This is a genomic window from Patescibacteria group bacterium, assembly GCA_018819405.1.
Lineage (GTDB): Bacteria > Patescibacteriota > Patescibacteriia > UBA1558 > GWA2-36-10 > XYD1-37-29.
This window is the reverse complement of record JAHJQF010000001.1, coordinates 616,781-632,360: the sequence shown is the minus strand read 5'-3', so window position 1 is coordinate 632,360 and position 15,580 is coordinate 616,781. Positions and strand designations below refer to the sequence as shown.

The window sequence follows — 15,580 nt, the reverse complement described above, 5'->3', positions numbered from 1 at the left end:
ATATTATTCAATGACTTCCACTTCTTCTCCACTGGAAACAAATACACCATTTAAAATCACCAGATTTTCACCTTCTTCCAGACCACTAACTACAGATACTTTGTCACCATATATTTGACCCAAAGTCACATTTTTTCTGACAATTTTTCCGTCCTCTACTGTATAAACATAATTTCCAGAAGCTTCAATAGTAGCGGATTTTATAGGAATGACCATGGTATCAAGCCCCTCATAGAGAAGATTGAATTCTACTTCAGCAATACTACTAGCCACTAGACCATCACCGGCCTCCTGGCTTTGCACTGTGACGCTGATTTTGCCACTTTTTAGATCACCAATCGGCTCAATCTCTGAAACAATGCCTTTATATTTTTGATCAATAGTTACTTCATCGCCAAGTTTTATAGCTTTGGCAAAATCTACATCTACATCAACGCTAATTTCTACCAAAGAAAGATTACCAATTTCCACCAGCTCTTTTCCGACTGATACTTGCTCACCCTCAGTGACAAAATGCGACAAAATTGTACCACTAAAAGGTGAGGGCATTGATAAATTATTATAGCTATAAGCGGCCATATCAAACTGTGATTGAGATATGCTTTGCTCCAAGTCAGCTCCATCTTTGGCATTTTGTAAAGCAATTTCAGAATTTTTATATTCTATTTCTGCCAAATCAAGCTGCGCTTGAGAATTATTTATGGCTAGACTATTTGTTATTTTAATATTTTCTACACTATTTATAATACTAATAATATTAGATAAATGTTGATTAATAGATGTTTGGTAACCAGCTATAATTAATTTATCATTTTCTATACTTGTTGATGTAAAATTAGCGCCTGGTATAGCATTTTGTAATAAAATAATAGTATTATCTACCGACAACTTACTTTCTAAAAGTACTTTGTGCATTTTAAATAAATCACCATCCAAATTTTCCAAACTTATCTGAGTAGCTAAAGTTTTATATTCATTAACAGACTTTAAAAACTGCCATCTAGTATCTACTGAAAATTGATATTGAGCTGTCAATATATTTTCATAAATATATACTGGATTATCAAAGCTAACACTACTATTTAAAAACAATAAAAACTGGCTTAAAGTATTATAAGCTGAACCATAGGCAACAATAGCCGAATTTTCTATGTTGCCAGTATTCTGTTCAGTTTGAATAACAGTATTATCGTATTGAACTCTAGCTAAATCCAACCTAGCTTTAGCATTATTTACACCCAGCTCGGCTTGTTGAATACGCTGATTACTAGTTATCTGAGTTTGTTGAAAATTATTTAAACTATTATAATAATTATTTTCTACTCCCGAATCTTTTATAGAAAATAGCGGCTGTCCGGCCACTACTTCCGAACCCACCGGAGCTAAATATTCTATGGTTCCAGGAGTAAGAGAGCGAATCAAGCTATATTCTTTTGGGACTACTGTACCACTAGCCAAAAGCTTGGATGAAACCTGATTTTGTTTTACAACCTGTTGTACTTCTACTTTCTTTTTAATAGTAGTTTCTGTCTGTTCATCATTATTTTGTCCACATCCAGCCAAAAAAAATGGCAAAATCAACAAAATTGATAAGAAACGAATTTTTAGTGAATAAGTCTTCATATTTAGATTTTAATATTATAATAAGTCTGCCCAAATTAGCATTTTTTAGCTTTTTTGTCAATATATGTTACCTTTTTACGAAAAATTCGTTATAATATAGTGAGATAACAAAAATATGGAAGAAAAACAATTAATCCTAAATTGTCAAAATGGCGACAGCGCTGCCTTTGGTCAGCTCTACGACAAATACTTTCAAAAAATTTACCGTTTCATTTATTACAAAACTAGCCACAAAGAAACTTCCGAAGATCTAACCAGTCTGACTTTTAGCAAGGCCTTAGAAAAAATACAAAGCTTTGATACGTCCTCTAGCTTTTTTTCAGCCTGGCTATATAAAATTGCCAGAAACAACCTAATAGATTATTACCGATCAAACAAAGAAACTACTAGCCTAGAAGAAAATTTTATGACTTATGATGACAAAAAATTAGAAGAAAACATCAGTCAAAAACAAGAGCTAGAAAAAATAACTGAAAAACTTGACAGCCTAAGTCCTCAGCAAAAAGAAATAATTATAATGCGTGTCTGGAATGAACTGTCATACAAAGAAATATCTCAGATTGTCGGCAAATCAGAAGGTAGCTGCAAAATGACATTTTCCCGAGCCATAAAACAACTCAAGTTGTCTCTAACAATTCTCATATTATTTATTACTCTAATCATCAATTAAAAATATGGACAAAAATATACAAACAATTTTAGACGAGCTCTACTTGGCTGACAAAAGCCTAAAAAAATATGAACCAGAGCTCATAAAAATAATAGAATCACTGATTGCTTCTCGTCCAAAAGTAAAATTTGACGAATCATTCAAAAGCCAGCTGCGCAGTGAGCTTTTGGAAAAATTTAATCAAATAAAACAACAGGATGATATGAAACAAAAATTAAAAACTAATAACAATTTTATGAATAAATTATTTTATGCCCTTGGGGGCGCTGCCTTAGTCGTTCTTTTAATAGTTCTACCAAATTTATCAAAAGATACTCCTGGCCAACTCAAACTAGCCAATAAAACTGAAAAGGCAAATTTTTCTTTTGAAGTACTACCAATACAAGATAGAGCTTTTGGCTCTTTAACTGATAATTCAGGAGGCACTGCTCCTACTGCTGAGGCCGCAGGCTTGGGTGGAGGTGGCGGTATCACCGGCACAGATTCTGCCATGGCTGACAGCAAAATGATTGCTCCTATGCCTGTATCATACAAATATATTTATGATGGTGAAATTGATTTTGATCAGTCACAACTGCCAGTATACAAAAAAATAAAAGGCTCCAGTGCTGCTTCATCACTAGCTCAAATGATACAACAGACAAAATTTGAAGATCTCAATATGAGTTCATTCAAAAATACCCAGCTCAGAAACTTCAATATTACGGAAGATAGAGACTACGGATATTCACTATATGTAGATTTATATGAAGGTATAATTTCTATTTCAGAAAACTGGGAAAGATGGCCACAACCTCAATATAATGAGCCTATAAAAATAGAACAAATACCAAGTGACGAAAAATTAATAAGTATTGCCGACAAATTTTTGGCTGATAAAAAAATAGACATCAGCCAATACGGCGAGCCAAGCGTGGACAATCAATGGAGATTATATTATGAAAACTCACCAGAAAAGGACTATTATTACATACCTGAGATGATATCAGTAGTTTACCCACAAATTATAAATGAACAGGAAATATACGAAGAATATGGTGGAAAATTTGGTCTAAGGGTGAATATAAATATCCGTGAAAATAGAGCATCAGGCGCCTGGGGTATTAGCAGTCAAAAATACCAAAGCTCCCTTTATGACATGGAAACTGACACCAACCGACTGAAAAAACTAGCTGAACAAGGTGGTGGATGGCCAATATATTATGCCCAAGATTCAGAAATCGTAGAAGTAAAATTAGGCGAACCAAAACTAGCTTATACCAGCGCCTGGCACTACGATGGAATGCAATCATATCAATTGTTTGTGCCAGCCCTAGTATTTCCAGTCCTAGAACAACCGACTGAGGGATATTACTACAAAGAAACAGTAGTAGTACCCCTGGCCAAAGATATTGTAGATAGCCGACTCACACCTATAGATCAACCTGGTGTTCCTATGCCACTAATAGAAAGATAAAAAAAATTATTCCCCGCGAAGCTTCGCTTCGCGGGGAATTTTTTTCAGCCTGCTGTCTTGTCCAAGACAGAAATCCCTAATTCTTGACCGATCTCCTTGATCTTCTGGTAACATGCCCCTCTGGACATGACCTTGAGGATTATGCGTATGTGCGCCACCTCCTGATCCTGATGACAATTGTTTTGATCAAGAGTGTAAGACTCGCACTGACTTAGTCGGTCACGAATTTCCTGGGCAAATTCGACAGGCACTGTGATGTCGATGAAGGCTCCTTCCCTGTCGATACTACCCTGACTCATCTAAATCACCTCCTTAAGCTGGTGGGTAAGGACTGTTGTGGGGTATTTAAAATCTGTAATTTATATTTTCTTGATGCTTTTCAAAAATCCGTAGGCAATCACTCCTCCTAAAACTGCCGTTACAAACTGTGGCCAGCTCATCATAGCTGAGACATTGGTAGCTAATTCTTTTTTTATAAGTAAATTTATTACAACAAAACTGGTTGACCAAAGAAAAAGGTATTTCAAGAAACTAGCAACTATCACACCAAGCCAAAAGTTTTTGTCCCTCAAATAAGAAAAACCTAAAATCAGAATGGTATTACTAATTATTATAAAAGGAATCATCGGTGCCAAAATTGCCGGCAACATACCGACTGACAAAGCAATAGTACTAGGTAGCAGCGCCAAAAAAATTGCGCTCTCTGTACCCAAAAGTGCTACGGCTATCAAAAACATGGCATTGACAATCGGCCCGGTCAGCCACTGCTGATGAAAAAAGGGCGCAACTGTAGCAATACTTAACAAGGTAACAAATTGTATAATAGCGATTGTTTTGGCTCTATCCAAAGCTAAAGTTCTGGTAAATGTCATATTTTTGTCTTGTTATTTTTTAGGATATACCTCTTTTTTCTTTTTGACAAATGAGGTATGGCAAATTGAATGAGTAGTAATGTGATCTTTAAAAAATTCTTTGTACAGCTTTTGTATAATAGGATTGGCTTCGGCACTACGTACTTTTTGTCTGTCATCAACTCCATACAAAGCTTGGGAGCGCTTTATTCTGATTTCATCATCTACTGGTACTGGCTGACCACCACCACCAATACAACCACCAAAACAAGCCATTACTTCTACATAATCATAGGCTTTGGGATTGGCTTCTAGCTCCTCTAAAATTCGCTTGGCATTACTAATACCGTTGACTACTCCTACCTTCAAAGTCTTTTTTCCTATTTTAATATTGGCTTTTTTAAAACCCTTAATCCCCCTGACCTGTTTGAGTTGCAAATTTGGCATTGCTTTGCCGGTAGCCATGCGATAGGCTGCCCGTAAGGCTGATTCCATCACACCACCTGACGCTCCATAAATTACTGCTGCCCCACTGGAAGCATGAATCGGAGAGTTGGGTTTGACTGGTTTGATATTTTTAAAATCTATTTTCTTTTTTCTAAAAAGATAAGCCAGCTCACGAGTAGTCAGTATCTGGTCAACTGGCTTGATGCCATTTATCTTGACCTGACTTCTTTCTATCTCATATTTTTTGGCTACACAGGGCATCACACCTACTACTATAATATCCTTGGCTTTGAGTCCCATTTGTTTGGCCCAATATGTTTTGATAATACCGCCCATGATAAGTTGAGGACTGCGGACAGTGGTCAGATGAGGAATCATATCAGGACGAAAAAACTCTACATATTTTACCCAAGCCGGACAACAAGAAGTAAACATCGGTAGTGGCTTATCATTTTTTATTCTATCAAGTAATTCTTTGGCCTCTTCCATAGTGGTCATATCCGCTCCTACACATACATCAAAAACATGTTTAATCCCCAGTGCTTGAATAGCCGCTATCAATTTGCCAGTAACTACTGACCCATATGGCATACCAAATTCTTCTCCAATAGTAGAGCGTATTGACGGAGCAAACTGAAATACTACTGTTTTGCCTTTGAAATCAATATATTTATCTACATCTTCAAATTCGCCCACTCCTTCAAAAGCTCCCACTGGACAATGAGTCAGGCATTGCCCGCAATATATACAATCTTTAGAAATTTTAGCTGACGGCAAGACTTCATAAAACTTGCCTTTTTTCTTAAACTCCAAAAAATCTACACCTTCTTTTTTGCAAATTTCTACACACAGTCCGCAATCAATGCACTTGGAAGAATCAAATTCTATGGCTGGTCCGAATTTGTGGACTGGATAGCTTTTTTTTCTGTCAGGAAATCTGGTAATTTTTGCTTTGCTATCTTTAGCATATTTTTTTATATTGCAATCCTGAAAATACAGACAATCATTACATTCCTCACAATGTTCAGAAAAAACCAATTCTAAATTTACTTTTTTTGCCCGATAAATATTTTCTGAATCTGTAATAATTTTCATCCCTTCAGACACCGGAGTAGTACAAGAAGCCTGCAAACCCTTTTGCCCCTCTACTTCTACCATACACATACGACAAGATCCCTGAATTTTGACATCCGGATGATAACAGAGAGTAGTAATATGAATATTATTGCGTCTGGCCACATCCAAAATAGTCTCCCCTGCTTGGGCTGTATATTTTTTGCCGTTGATTGTTAAGTTTATATTTTTATTTTTCATAATAATTTTTTAACTGCCGACCTAAATGGCATAGCTACTGACTTGCCCAAGGCACAAAAACTAGTATTTTCCAAAACAAATAAAAGATCATCCAAAATCTGCTCATCAAATTTTCTGTCTCTGACCATTTGCATCAAACGATAGGTACCTTCACGACAGGGTGTACATTTGTCACAATTTTCATTCATAAAAAAATCCAACCAATTTCTCATAAGATCCCAAGGATCTGTTTGATTTTTGTCATAAACAACTATTGAACCACTCCCACCGGCCAGTTGTTTTGTTTCATTGGCCAAAAGTATTTCACCGCTGGCTCCACCGCCTACTTGTAAAAAAAATTCAAATTTTGGCCAGTTGCCAGTTTCCTGAAGTATTTTGGCTATTGGCCAGTTGATAGGTAATTCAAAAACTCCTTTATTTTTTACTTTGCCCAAGATAGTATAAAATCTATTTTTTTTGTATTTATCTTTGGCAATTTGAGATATATAATAAAAAGTCTCAATATTATTTATCAAAGTAGGCATACCAAAAATACCGGCCTGACCTGGATATGGTGGCCTCAGTCGTGGACGACGAATCTTTTTTTCTATCTCCTGACAAGCTGTTGTTTCTTCACCAGACAAATAACCACCTTTTTCTCGGACAACTGTAATCGGCAAATCACCAATCAATTTTTCCAATTTTCTTTTGTATTTTTTGAAATAATCTTTGCGTAAATAAATAAAAGCTTGACTGTTTTTGAAGACGCCCAAAGCAATCTTGATGCCGTCAATCAAATCCTCAGCATAATTTTCAATAATATAAGCGTCTTTCATGGTAGCCGGCTCTCCTTCACTACCATTGGCCAAAATATAAGTAATTTTACCTTTTGCTTCCAAAACAGTCTGCCATTTTATATAAGTGGGAAAATTAGCGCCACCTCTACCGCGTAAATCAGCTAATTGTAATTTTTCTATTATGTTTTTGTTTGCCATTTTACTCTTTAGAATTTTTTATAAAAAAAATACCACGTGTTTTATAAACCGTGCTAAAAAACTAATAAATTTTTATATATAATTTTATAAACACCTAAAAGAATAAATATATTATACAACATTTTAACAAAAAGTTCTACTACAACCTGCGAGGTTGACCCAAGCTCGCAGGTTGACAAAATAGTTTATTTATATTAAAAACTTTTTATAAAAAACCGTATCAAACACGGCTGAGTAAAATATTAAAGCAATTTAATTTTAAACATTCCTTGCCCACCTTGAGCAAATTTTCCTTCAGCAAAACTGAGAACCAAGGGATGACTTCTAAGTAAATCTTCAATTAATGGTTTTATGACCGGACCATTTTTGGAATGTATACCTACACCCGTAATAATAGCTATAGTCCTACATCCCTCAGACGCTGATTGATGAATAAATTTATCGGCCAAATCAACAATCTGCTGATTGGTCATTGGGCCACGATTATGAAAATCTAGCTCAGCCTGGGCATTATTAAAATGTTGATATTTGTTAGACATAAAAATAACTAATTAATTTTTATAATAAAATATCAAAGCCATTTTTATATCCTCATAAGGAATTTCTTCGCCCAAAGCTTCAAAAATAACTCTCAATTTTACAGTGCCATCCGCCAATAAATTATCTTTGTTATTTTCTGCTTCAATTTTTTTTGTTGTTTCAAAAATCCTGTCCAAAACTTTCTTTTTGGGCTTCAAATAATCCAGCTCAAAATCTGGCCAAAATTTGGAAATCTTTTTTATGTGATCTAAAACAGTATTTTCAGATATCCCTCTTTCTTTTGAAATTTCTATTATACTTTTCTTTTTGGCTAATAATTTTTTGGTAACTTCCAAAGTTTTTTCTTTGGTTGATGTATTTATATTTTGTGATTTACTTTTAAATTTCTTTTTATTTTCTTTTATCTTGTCTTCCTGCACAGTGCCTTCATTTCTAATAATAAAATCTTTGAACATTTTTTCTTTATCTTTTTGAGAAAATTCAGCAAATTTTTTTTCGTATGAGTCTGATGCTTCTTTGATTTTTTTATCAACACTCAAAATAATTTTATCAACTTTGAGAGCCACATCATTGAGTCCCATGAGTCTCAAACCTTCAATAGATTTTATTCTGGATAAAGCTACATAACCTTGACCTGTTTCAAAAGTCTGCGACAAATCAATTTCGGCAGCATCTAGGGTCATGCCTTGCGATTTGTGGATAGTCAAAGCCCAAGCCAAACGCAAAGGAATCTGTCTAGCTATTGCCTTTATTTCTCCTTTGGCATTTTCTAATTTCCATTCTTCATGCTCTACTACAATTTTTCGGCCAGAAAAAATCCTAACTACAGGTAAGCCAGTGTTTTTATCAAAATCTATCACCTGACCCAAAGTGCCATTTATATAACCAGCTTCATAATTATTCTTAATAAAAATAACCAAAGCTTTCTTTTTGAGTACCAACTCTTCACTTACCAAAGAAGTGCTAAAAATTTTCTCTAGATCTTTTTTGGCCCCTTTATTTCTAGCCTGAAAAAATATATGCTGACCTGGCAACAAAGCTAATTCTTGTTCGTTTATTTTATCTACATCTCTATTGTGAGTATAAAGTTTGGTGACTTTAAAATCTACTTTTAATTCTTTTTTGTAAGAAGTCTTAAAAACTTCCATAGACTCTGGAGATACCTGACCTGAGCGAATTTCATCTAAAATATTTATCAGTGTCTCATCACTTTGTCTGAATTTTTCTGTAAGATAGCAAGATTTCAGGTCTGCTTCTCGCCAAGCATCTACCTGCCAAGCAAACCTCAAATCACTTGTACTTTTGCTAACTGGCGGTAATTGAAAAAAATCTCCCGACAATACCAATTGAACTCCCCCAAAAGCTTGGTGTAAATTTTTGAAATTACGCAAAATCTTATCCATAGATTTAAACAGCTCGGGCGATACCATTGATATTTCATCAATAATGAGAACTTTTAATTTTTTGAAACGATTGAACAGATATTCTTTTTGCATTAAAGAATCCAAAAAATAATCATCTATATTTTCTCTAATACCAACACCAAAAAAAGAATGAATAGTAATACCACCTATATGAGAAGCCGCTATACCTGTCGGTGCAGTAATAGCTAATTCTATATCTCTTTCTTTTAGATAATTTATATATTGATTCAAAAGATAAGTTTTGCCAGTTCCGGCTGAACCGGTCAAAAAAACATTAGCTCCTGATTTCAAAATTTCTAAGGCTGTCTCTTGTTTCATAATTTTATTTAAAAGTTTAATAAAAAAAGGCACATTGATGCCTGCAATTTATTATATTTAAATTATAACACAAGCTTAATGTTTCGTGTAGAATATTGATATTTATTAGCCATATTATCTTATGCAATAAAACCGCCCACTTGCTTTTCCCAAAGTTTTTTATACAAACCGCCTTTTTTATTGATCAACTCCTGATGAGTACCTTGTTCTACAATCTTACCTTTATCAAGGACAACTATCCTATCCATCTTCATAATAGTAGACAAACGATGAGCAATGACCATTACTGTTTTATCTTTCATCAAATTAGCCAGTGCGTCTTGAATCATTTCTTCGGATTCAGAGTCTAAAGATGAAGTAGCCTCATCAAGTACCAATATCGGCGCGTTTTTGAGAATAGCTCTGGCAATAGCTACACGCTGTCTTTCACCACCCGAAAGTTTGACCCCACGCTCGCCTACATATGTTTCATATTTTTCAGTAAAATTATCAATAAAAACATTAGCGTGGGCCAACTTAGCAGCTTTTTTAATTTCCTTATCACTAGCATTTGGTTTTCCGTAACGTATATTTTCTTTGAGTGTCCTATGAAACAACACCGGATCTTGATTGACCAAAGCTATATTTTGCCACAAAGACTCTTGTGTGACACCGATAATCTTTTGCTTATCAATCAAAATACCACCCCTATCAATATCATAATTTCTCAGCAACAAATTTACTAAAGTGGATTTGCCACTGCCCGATGGACCAATTAAGGCTATTTTTTCTTTAGGCTTAATATCTAGATTAAAATCAGAAATAATCTCCCGAGTTTTGTGGTAAGAAAAATCTACTTCTTGAAATTGTATTTGACCACCACTTACTTTGAGTGTTTTGGCACTCTTAATGTCTTGAATTTCGTGTGGAGTTTCCAATATTTCAGTCATCTCTTCTGCCTCAGCCATAGCTTCATAATATTTTCTAATAATACGGCCAAAATTCCAGAGCCTCATTATTATACTGATTAAATAAGTCTGAATTAAAACAAAATCTCCAATACTAATAATATTTTTTTGCCACAGAGAAATAGCATAATACATCACACCAATTTCCAAAGCAGTCATCAGTAATGTTTGGAAAGCTTCAAAATAATTGGCCAAATTCCAAGTAAATTGATGCATTTTTTGATACTCACTATTTACATCTTTGAAGCGCTTTCTTTCTCTACTATAAGCACTAAACAATCTGACATTAAGATGATTGCTAATAGTATCGGCCAATACTCCAGTAACCTTGGAGTTGAGACTAGCCCTTTCTACATCGTATTTTAATTTATATAAAGAAAAATAATAATTAATCAACATATAAATTATAGTCCAAGTCAAAATACCAAGGCCTAACCATATATTTCTTTTGCCCAGCACTATAATAATCAAAGATATATTTACCAAAATTGGCAAAAAATCCCAAAATATTAAATCAGTGATAACCTCAAAAGCCCTAGAAAATCTATTTACTTTTTTGACGAGCGATCCTACAAAACTATTATTAAAAAAAGAAATGGAATGTTTGTGTAAATATGCAAAAGAAGAATTGGATATATCGGCCATAGCATGAGTCTGAAAATAAGTGGTCAAAAAAGTAGAGACCCTCCAAAAAAACCAACTTATCATATACACAGCTAGTACCTTCATCAGAATGATTTTGAGCATTGGTACTTTATCAATACTATCTCCTGAACTACTCAAAATATCAAAAAAATCTTTATACAAAAGTGGCCCAATAATATTGCCAATTGAAGCGAGTGTAATAGATGACAAAATGAATAAAACCTGCCATTTATACTTTAGCAAGTGTTCCCAAAAAATTTTAAATGTTTGTTTTGTCAAATACTGCATAAGTTTTATAATTATAGCACACTTTTATTGAGCTGAGCTCGGTGGCTCCGGGGGCAGGACTCGAACCTGCGATATCCACGTTAACAGCGTGGCGTTGTACCAACTCAACTACCCCGGAAAGCGATAAAAAAATCGGCCTTCTGTGACCGACAACTTTGAGATATTTTCTTTTTTAAATCAATATATAAAAAGTCCCCGGTCACAACAATCGGTTAGCGTTATTTACATTATTTAAGACTTTTCCAAACATAAATTCTTTTAAATTTATTAGTATTAATTATATTTAACCAAATATTAGCCAATCTGTCAAATCAGAATAAAAAAATATCCCCGTCGGAAGTGTTTGGCACTTCCGACGGGGACTTGTCATCAGGAGTCCTTGTCGTTCTCCTTTTCCTTGCGCTTGGCCGCGCGGTTGCGACGAATCTTGCGCTTGGTGTTCTTCTTGCGTTTGACGGCCGATTCGCCATCAGTCTTGGTGCTGTCGCTGGCCTTGTCCCCGGCCAAAATCTGACGATGATTTTGTCCGAAAGTAGGCAGATAGCGCGCAACCTGACTAATGCCTTCATCAGTCAGCTGAGTATCGCCCTCCTCGTTGAGATCCAGCTCCGCCACCGCCAGGACAGCCTCATTGTGCTGCTGATCACTCAAATATCTGACCAGCATCAACATCTTGAGTCTATCCTTGGAGGTGAGCCGACGCTCTCCTCGGAAAAGCTCTCCAAGATCATTCAGATTGCAGCCCATGCGCTGAGCCACCTGTCCGAGACTGATCTTGTCCTGGATAACAGACTCAATCAGACTACGGGCGTAGTCCGGCAGCATGCTGATTTCGTGGGACACATATCCTTTGAAATACATGAAGTACTGCAGAGCCAGCCAGTGGAAGAGCCCGGGTTCGGCCTTCAGGCTAAACCAACGACGGACAGATCGCTTGCTGACCCTGGTGCGATCAGCCAAATCCATGATCAAGGCCTTGCGGCTACCAGTCTTCTCGGCTTGCCTGATCATGCGTCGCAGGCAACAGCGACTTGGTCCGGAGTAGATCACGACCTCCGGCAAGAGACGAAAATCGTAGACAAAAGTCGGTGATAAATGACGACTACCGTAGCCGCCAACCAGAGAACAAGCTTCCTGCTCATCCAGAGACAACTTACTCAGGTGAGCATTGATCCGCTTATCTTGAGCCATTGCAACAACTCCTTTGTTCAGTGTACTACTTGCTTCCTCCGTGAATTATCCTCATAATTCCGGAAACTAAAAAACATATATGTTTAACATAAATATATATATTTGTCAATAAATTAAGTTATTTTGAAAACTTTCTATTATATTTGATAAATATGAACTTTGATATTTCTATTAAAACTATCAAAAATAAGATAGATAAAATAATAACCTGCCACTCATAAAAGCCTATTGGTTTTGTCCTTAAAAACTTATTAAAAAAAGGAAGATAAACAGCTGCCAATTGAGTAATCAGTCCTATGAAAACAGCTCCATTTAAATATTTATTATTAAAAGGATGAGACCTAAAAATATTATTTTCCAGGCTCTTAATAGAAAATACATAGCACAAAGTACTAATTGCCAAAAAAGTAAAAGTAACTGTCCTAGCTAAATCCTCATCATGTGTATTTTGAGAAATAAACCAAAATATCAACAAGCTAGCACTACCAGTCAAAAAACTGATCATCATAATAATAAATTTGCTTTCAAAATCTAATAAAGAGCTGCCTCTATCCGGTTTTTTGTTCATGATTTCCTCTTCTTCCGGCTCCATGGTTAAAGCCAGAGCTGGAAAACCATCGTCAACCAAGTTTACCCACAATATCTGAGCAGCCAAAATAGGCAAAGGCATACCCAATATAAAACTACCGGTAATTAATATAACCTCTGAAAATGCATCTGACAAAAGATATAATATAAGTTTTTTGAGATTTGAAAAAATAACTCTACCCTGTTTGACTGCCATTACTATGGTGGAAAAATTATTATCCAAAAGCACTAAATCCGCGGTTTCTTTGGCTATATCAGAACCGCTTGATACAGCCACACCTGTATCAGCTGCCTTAAGAGCTGGCGCATCGTTGACTCCGTCGCCAGTCATAGAAACTACCTCACCTTTACTCTGCCAGGCTTTGATAATCCTCAATTTATCAGCTGGAGTGACCCTAGCATAAAGTTTGATATCTCTAATTCTTTTGCTTAATTCTCCATCCGTCATTTGAAGTAGCTCGTCACCTGTGACAATACTATTATCGCTGACTGGTAATCCGAGTTCCTTGGCAATACTTTTGGCTGTAAATTTGTTGTCACCAGTAATTATCACCGTATTAATACCAGCCGCCAAAGTTTTTTGTAAAGTTTCTTTGGCCTCGGGCCTCAGTGGATCAGACAGACCCCAAATACCTACAAAAATAAAATTATTAGGATTATCTTTACATTTTTCAAAATCTTTAAAATCCTTAGGTACCAATCTATATGCTCCAGCCAAAACCCTAAGCCCCTCTTTGCTCAAATTCTGCCAATCTTCATCAAAACGCTTCTTTAGCGAACTTGAAATTTTGGTAACTTTTTTATCATTTTGATAAAAATCTGAAAAAGACAATATCTTTTCCGGTGCTCCTTTGATAAATATGATATCACGCTTAGTATCAAAATGATGACGGGTAATCATAAACTTTCTACCAGAATCAAAAGGTATTTCTTGAACTCGCGGATGCTCTTTGCTCAAATTTCTGACATTACTATTGTTTGCACTAAATATAATTAACGCTTTTTCAGTTGGACTGCCAATAATAGACCAATCGTCAGCTGCCTGATCTATATTTTGTATTGAGCTATCATTACACAAAAAAGAAATTTTTTCCAAAATATCAATTTCAGTTTTTGAGAGAATATCTTTTAATGAGCCGGTAGACAAATCAAAACGGTGGCTGCTGGTAATTATACTAGTCACTCTCATTTCGCCTTCGGTTAGGGTGCCAGTTTTATCTGTACAAATCACAGTCGTTGATCCCAGTGTCTCAGCTGAAATCAGACGCCTGACCAAACCATTGTGTTTTAGGATTCTCTGCATACCTACAGTTAGAATCATAGTCATACCTATTATCAATCCTTCTGGAATTGCCGATACGGCCACGGCTACCGCCAATGTAAACATATGAGACCATTCCTGACCTTTTAATATCCCAAAAATAAACAAAAAAATAGCAATAACAACTATTATTTTGGTAATACTTCTGGCAAAATTGTCTAATCTTTCCTGTAAAGGTGTTTTTTCATCCTCTGTTTCTTTCAACAACACAGTAATCTTGCCCATTTCAGTAGTAAAACCAGTATTTACTACCACTGCCTTAGCCCTACCTTCAACGACCAAGGTCCCCATAAAAACCATATTTGTCCTCTCGGCCAATACAGTACCTATATCAATAGAGTTCAATTTTTTTTTCACCGGCCAAGATTCTCCGGTAAGAGTAGCCTCATCTACCTCCAAATCATTTGCTAAAATCAAACGTGCATCAGCTGGCACACGGTTACCTGATTCAAGAATTATAATATCCCCCACTACAATATTATGAGATTCTATTTTTAGCTCCTGCCCATCTCTAAAAACTATTGTTTCTTGCTTGACCACTTCATTTAATTTTTCCAATGATTTATTGGCTTTGAATTCTTGAATAAAACCAACAATAACATTTATGATAACCGCCAAAAAAATAACATACGAATCTATATATTCACCAAAAAACAAAGAAATAAATCCCGCTATTATCAAAACATAAACTAAAGCACTTTTAAATTGTGAGAAAAATAAAGCCCCAGCAGAAAAATGCTTGGATTTTGCCAATAAATTAAAACCATATTTTGTTAGACGTTTTTTTGCTTCTTGGGAACTCAAGCCCTTTTCACTAGAGTCTAGATTTTTCAAAACTTGGGCTGAACTCAAACTATGCCAAGCTATTTCTTTTTCAGACATGCCTATATTATAACATAAATATAGACAAATAATAAATATGACCACGCTTGAATTTTATTGAAATTACCCTGTTAAATAAATTCAAGTTTTGATATAATAAA

The 15,580-nt window shown here is 35.4% G+C and carries 12 protein-coding genes and 1 tRNA gene; 2 read left to right on the top strand and 11 right to left on the bottom strand.

The window, feature by feature from the left end; translation table 11 throughout:
• Positions 1-3: 3 nt before the first annotated feature.
• Complete coding sequence (locus tag KKH39_03250) at positions 4-1,623, bottom strand: HlyD family efflux transporter periplasmic adaptor subunit (GenBank protein ID MBU1203028.1); 1,620 nt, start codon at positions 1,621-1,623, stop codon at positions 4-6.
• A gap of 115 nt (positions 1,624-1,738) precedes the next feature.
• Here KKH39_03250 and KKH39_03245 point away from each other — a divergent pair, with 115 nt between their 5' ends.
• Both KKH39_03245 and KKH39_03240 read left to right on the top strand, forming a co-directional pair.
• Positions 1,739-2,293 (top strand): RNA polymerase sigma factor, encoded by a 555-nt coding sequence (locus tag KKH39_03245; GenBank protein MBU1203027.1) that lies wholly within the window; start codon positions 1,739-1,741, stop codon positions 2,291-2,293.
• Positions 2,294-2,297: 4 nt separating this feature from the next.
• Positions 2,298-3,749, top strand: coding sequence for a hypothetical protein (locus KKH39_03240; GenBank protein ID MBU1203026.1), 1,452 nt, complete (start codon positions 2,298-2,300; stop codon positions 3,747-3,749).
• A gap of 44 nt (positions 3,750-3,793) precedes the next feature.
• Here KKH39_03240 and KKH39_03235 read toward each other — a convergent pair whose 3' ends face one another.
• From KKH39_03235 to KKH39_03190, 10 genes are all read right to left on the bottom strand, one after another.
• Positions 3,794-4,048 (bottom strand): hypothetical protein, encoded by a 255-nt coding sequence (locus tag KKH39_03235; protein MBU1203025.1) that lies wholly within the window; start codon positions 4,046-4,048, stop codon positions 3,794-3,796.
• Positions 4,049-4,108: 60 nt separating this feature from the next.
• Positions 4,109-4,621: an iron hydrogenase gene (locus KKH39_03230; protein MBU1203024.1), complete on the bottom strand. Its 513-nt coding sequence runs from the start codon at positions 4,619-4,621 to the stop codon at positions 4,109-4,111.
• A gap of 12 nt (positions 4,622-4,633) precedes the next feature.
• Positions 4,634-6,361 (bottom strand): [FeFe] hydrogenase, group A, encoded by a 1,728-nt coding sequence (locus KKH39_03225; protein MBU1203023.1) that lies wholly within the window; start codon positions 6,359-6,361, stop codon positions 4,634-4,636.
• A complete protein-coding gene (locus KKH39_03220; protein ID MBU1203022.1) occupies positions 6,358-7,335 on the bottom strand; it encodes a hypothetical protein in 978 nt (325 codons plus the stop codon). Before KKH39_03220 ends, KKH39_03225 begins: the two co-directional genes overlap by 4 nt.
• A 242-nt stretch (positions 7,336-7,577) precedes the next feature.
• Positions 7,578-7,874 carry a Smr/MutS family protein gene (locus KKH39_03215; protein ID MBU1203021.1) on the bottom strand — a complete coding sequence of 99 codons (297 nt, stop codon included), beginning with the start codon at positions 7,872-7,874 and terminating at the stop codon, positions 7,578-7,580.
• A gap of 12 nt (positions 7,875-7,886) precedes the next feature.
• Complete coding sequence (locus KKH39_03210) at positions 7,887-9,617, bottom strand: AAA family ATPase (protein ID MBU1203020.1); 1,731 nt, start codon at positions 9,615-9,617, stop codon at positions 7,887-7,889.
• Between the two features lie 119 nt (positions 9,618-9,736).
• Complete coding sequence (locus tag KKH39_03205) at positions 9,737-11,497, bottom strand: ABC transporter ATP-binding protein/permease (protein MBU1203019.1); 1,761 nt, start codon at positions 11,495-11,497, stop codon at positions 9,737-9,739.
• A gap of 42 nt (positions 11,498-11,539) precedes the next feature.
• Positions 11,540-11,615: transfer RNA gene (locus tag KKH39_03200), tRNA-Asn, on the bottom strand.
• A 251-nt stretch (positions 11,616-11,866) separates the two neighbouring features.
• A complete protein-coding gene (locus tag KKH39_03195; protein MBU1203018.1) occupies positions 11,867-12,688 on the bottom strand; it encodes a hypothetical protein in 822 nt (273 codons plus the stop codon).
• Positions 12,689-12,806: 118 nt separating this feature from the next.
• Entirely contained in the window at positions 12,807-15,479 is a 2,673-nt protein-coding gene (locus KKH39_03190; protein MBU1203017.1) for an HAD-IC family P-type ATPase, read from the bottom strand.
• Positions 15,480-15,580 lie beyond the last annotated feature (101 nt).